We start from the raw sequence: 3,520 nt of genomic DNA, 5'->3' as shown, positions 1-3,520 counted from the left end.
GAGTGCGGCTTTTTGTTCAGATGTGAGGGAAATATCAATCATGGTAATAGATTGATCCTCTATTCATTAAAAATCAAGCGTTTTCATTGATCACGGGTATACAAGTTCAAAATGGTAAAACAACTCACATTGTTGGGGTATAGCCATGAGAATGGAACAGTGGTGCTGGAATTGATAGCTCTAGAGTCCCATGAAAACTTTTATCGCGATGTAAAAAAATCTTCTGAGCCTTTGCGCATAACATTTGTTGTCAAATTTGTGACAATGTAGCGTAGCGAAATGCAAATTGCGCAACAAATCGGGTGTCCGAAGTCGCATCTGCGACAGGCATGAGGCGGCGCTTGTTATGCATCGAAACTACCATAGTTTTGTTGGATCTGTTTTTATCCGAAATTCATCAGATAATTTATCGAGTAAAGATTGTTCTGCCAAACCTTCTTTCCTCATCGCAATTAATTGTAGCCAAGCCTTTGACCTGCTGTGACCTTCAAACATAACAGCTAAATGCTTATCTCTATTCTGAAGCGTCTTATATAAATACAAATACGTTTCATGTGAACTTTCTCTTTCACCTGAAATTATATCGTTCGCTTCATCTAAAGTAAGTGAACAATATTTTTCAATAGCCAAATCTTTAATTTGCTTAAATATTTTCCAGTCCGATTCATTCATCATTTAAACTTAAAAAAAGAAGAAACTAGGATGCATAACGCCGTTTTATGCGGTAAGAAGCGCTGTTGTTTTTGTCTGTCATGAAAACGTTGTTATGCGACTTTCAACTCGATCTTAGTTATTTTATCTAATTCTACAGTCTGCTTAGCTTGCCACAAATCGAAGTGATCCTGCATTGCGAGCCAACTTTCTGGACTACGCCCGACAACTTTAGATAAACGTAGCGCCATCTCGGGGCTAATTCCACTTTGAGTTTTTAATACGCGATTCAACGTCGAGGGCGCTACATCTAAATGTTTAGCAAGCTGTCGACAACTTAAGTTAAACGGCTCCATGTAAGTTTGAGAAATAAACTCGCCAGGATGAGGGGGATTGTGCATATTCATTAGTGGTAATCCTCATAATTTACGATATAAACATTTCCGCTTTCAAATTCGAACGTAATCCGCCAATAACCATTAACTGTGATTGACCACAGATTACTTAGTTTCCCTTTTAGCGGATGCAGTCTATATCCAGGAATGTCTAAGTCATTAATTTCCGTTGCCGAATGCAAAGCTGCAAGCTGCATTCGTAGCTTTGAAGCATGAGCTGCTTGAATGCCTTTGGTGCTTCCTTTTTCAAAGAATAGCCTTAGGCCTTTGTGTTTGAATGACCTTATCATTTAAACATTGCAGCATGTTGCGCAACACTATCAAGTCGCATAACGAGGCTGTAGAAAAAAGCATTTTTGTTCAGTCATTTCCCTACACCTGAGTTGATTGTTAATTCTGATACAACTCTGCCTTCAATTTCTAAATATTGCAAAACTTTTTACCCGTTGTTGTTTTTTGTCAAAACAGGGATTTTTTGGGGGGCGAGCCTTTGTAATTGGGTGTGTAGGAATTGTTTTTAGTGGAAACAGTTGTTGTCCCACGTTGATGTTAATGCAACACCTTGCCGTAATTGTGTAGTTTCTCGATATTGTGTATCAAACAGAACAAGTGCCACTGTCCTTGCACTTTGTCTTTGCCGCGTAAGCTAAAACGATTGAGACCTTTATTTGTGCCGATATTGCCAAACACCGGCTCCACCACACTCATGCGATGGCTGTAAATTTGTTTGCCTCTGTCGCTGTCTACCCGTTGTTTCATCCAATCCGTGTAGGTTGGCGCTCTATCTGCCTCTAGCCGAAACGACACTTGTCTGCCTGCGCCTTTACGATGCTCGGCTGACTTGGGGTTATGCATACATTTGTGTTTCTTGTCACAGTGACGGCATTGTAACAACTTCCCTTCGAAGTAAGCGGTTTTAATCCCTTCTGTGGTTTCTCTAATTCCTCTAAAGCTTATTTGCTCTCCTGCTGGGCAAATACATGTCTTGCACACAGGGTCAAACTGAAACTCACTCGCAGGGATTGTCGTTTTCTTGCGAACTTTCTTATCTTGATGGCGCTTGCCGTACTTGGCTTTCTGCTCATTGAACTTCGGGTCGCGTGACCTAAATTGATTATCGGGAATATAGGCGTTGATATTGTGTTCGTGCAAATACGCCATGTTACTCTCACTGGCAAAGCCCGTGTCTGCTGTCACAATCGTCTGCTCAGCGAATATGTTCTCGCTTATCCCTAAGCGTTTATAACGGGACTGAATCGTATCAAGGATAGGCTTCAAGGTGTGCTGCTCTCGACCACTGCCAAACACTTGTGCGTCCACAATCACTTGGTATTTTTTATCCACCGCAGCAACACCGTTATACCCTTGAATGGTGCCTTTACTCGTGGTCATCTTCGCTGACGCATTGTCCGTGATATTCGATTTCACTTCCCTTGGGCGCTTGCCTGTGCCCATGCGTGGTTTAGCGGTTTTGTGATTGAGAAAGCCTTCAATCTTGTCGTGCGCTTTATTCAAGGTATCAATGGTCTGCTGAATACGCTGTTGCTTGGCTTGCTCTGCGGTATCCGTGTTATCCAAACGCTCATGCAACTCCAATTGATAGCGGATGTGGCGCTTTAACTTATCTCGCTTCTCTTCTAACTCATTAAACGTCCCCGACCACTCTTTAGAAGCATTCGATGACATCTTACACCCGTCAATCGCAAACAACTCATTCCCCAACAAACCCTGCATTTGGCATATCAATAAAATTTGCTCAAACACCGATGCGATCTCGTCTTTACGCCCGCTGATAAACGCCGCTATCGTTGTAAAGTGTGGCACGCTATCACACGACAAGGCTTTGAAAATGATGTTTGTTTCACAGCACCACTGGATTTCTCGACTAGACGTTATCCCTTTGGAATAGGCAAACAATACAATCTTTAATAGCGCTGCGGGGTCATACGCTAAACGCCCCGTGGCATCATTTTTATACTTGGGGTAGAACACCGACAAATCCAACTTCTCTTCAATCAAATAATGAATCGCGTATTCAAATGTACCGGCTCGTAGTTGGTCGAGATAGTTGATCACCACCATCGAATGTTGCTGATAATTGAGGGGCATAAATCGTGGCATAACCAAGACCTCCTATGCCTGTTGGGTAATACCTATTTGATCACAAAGTGTGATCGGGGGGAAGTGAAAAGTGATGTTTTTTTGAGCTTGTTTAGGTTTTTCTACAGTCTCAACACCCGCATAACGGGCAAATATATGTAGGCTACAATACCAAGCGAAGCGCTGGGAGCCTACGTATTTTTGTCCCGGCGAACGTAGTGAGCGAGTTTATGCGCTTGTTAAACCAACAATGATAGCCTAAAATGACCTAATTAAAGACCTTTTAGGAGACCGTTATGGCGGCGAGAATTTTGGCGGAAGTTGCTGCAAGTATTACAGAACTAAAAGCAAACCCTATGAAAGTTGCGAGCAGT

Annotated in this window: 4 protein-coding genes and 2 pseudogenes; 2 read left to right on the top strand and 4 right to left on the bottom strand. The window is 42.3% G+C overall.

The genetic code is table 11. The features are described from left to right. Positions 1-105: 105 nt before the first annotated feature. A pseudogene (locus ACFOHL_RS12915) lies at positions 106-270 on the top strand (type II toxin-antitoxin system RelE/ParE family toxin); the annotation flags it as partial. An 87-nt stretch (positions 271-357) separates the two neighbouring features. Here the strand turns inward: ACFOHL_RS12915 and ACFOHL_RS12910 are convergent. From ACFOHL_RS12910 to ACFOHL_RS12895, 4 genes are all read right to left on the bottom strand, one after another. Further along, complete coding sequence (locus ACFOHL_RS12910) at positions 358-672, bottom strand: hypothetical protein (RefSeq protein ID WP_376920653.1); 315 nt, start codon at positions 670-672, stop codon at positions 358-360. 92 nt (positions 673-764) lie between these two features. Beyond that, positions 765-1,058: a HigA family addiction module antitoxin gene (locus ACFOHL_RS12905; RefSeq protein WP_376920652.1), complete on the bottom strand. Its 294-nt coding sequence runs from the start codon at positions 1,056-1,058 to the stop codon at positions 765-767. Further along, positions 1,058-1,336, bottom strand: a complete 279-nt coding sequence (locus ACFOHL_RS12900; protein WP_376920651.1) for a type II toxin-antitoxin system RelE/ParE family toxin — start codon at positions 1,334-1,336, stop codon at positions 1,058-1,060. Before ACFOHL_RS12900 ends, ACFOHL_RS12905 begins: the two co-directional genes overlap by 1 nt. A 259-nt stretch (positions 1,337-1,595) precedes the next feature. Beyond that, positions 1,596-3,167: a transposase gene (locus ACFOHL_RS12895; protein ID WP_376920650.1), complete on the bottom strand. Its 1,572-nt coding sequence runs from the start codon at positions 3,165-3,167 to the stop codon at positions 1,596-1,598. Positions 3,168-3,442: 275 nt separating this feature from the next. On the opposite strand from ACFOHL_RS12895, the pseudogene ACFOHL_RS12890 reads away from it, so the two are divergent. Further along, positions 3,443-3,520, top strand: a pseudogene (locus ACFOHL_RS12890) (type II toxin-antitoxin system Phd/YefM family antitoxin); the annotation flags it as partial.

The sequence above is a fragment of the Agaribacter flavus genome, assembly GCF_042646125.1.
GTDB lineage: Bacteria > Pseudomonadota > Gammaproteobacteria > Enterobacterales > Alteromonadaceae > Glaciecola > Glaciecola flavus.
Note: the sequence above shows the minus strand (reverse complement) of the source record. Positions and strands in the feature narration are given on the sequence as shown.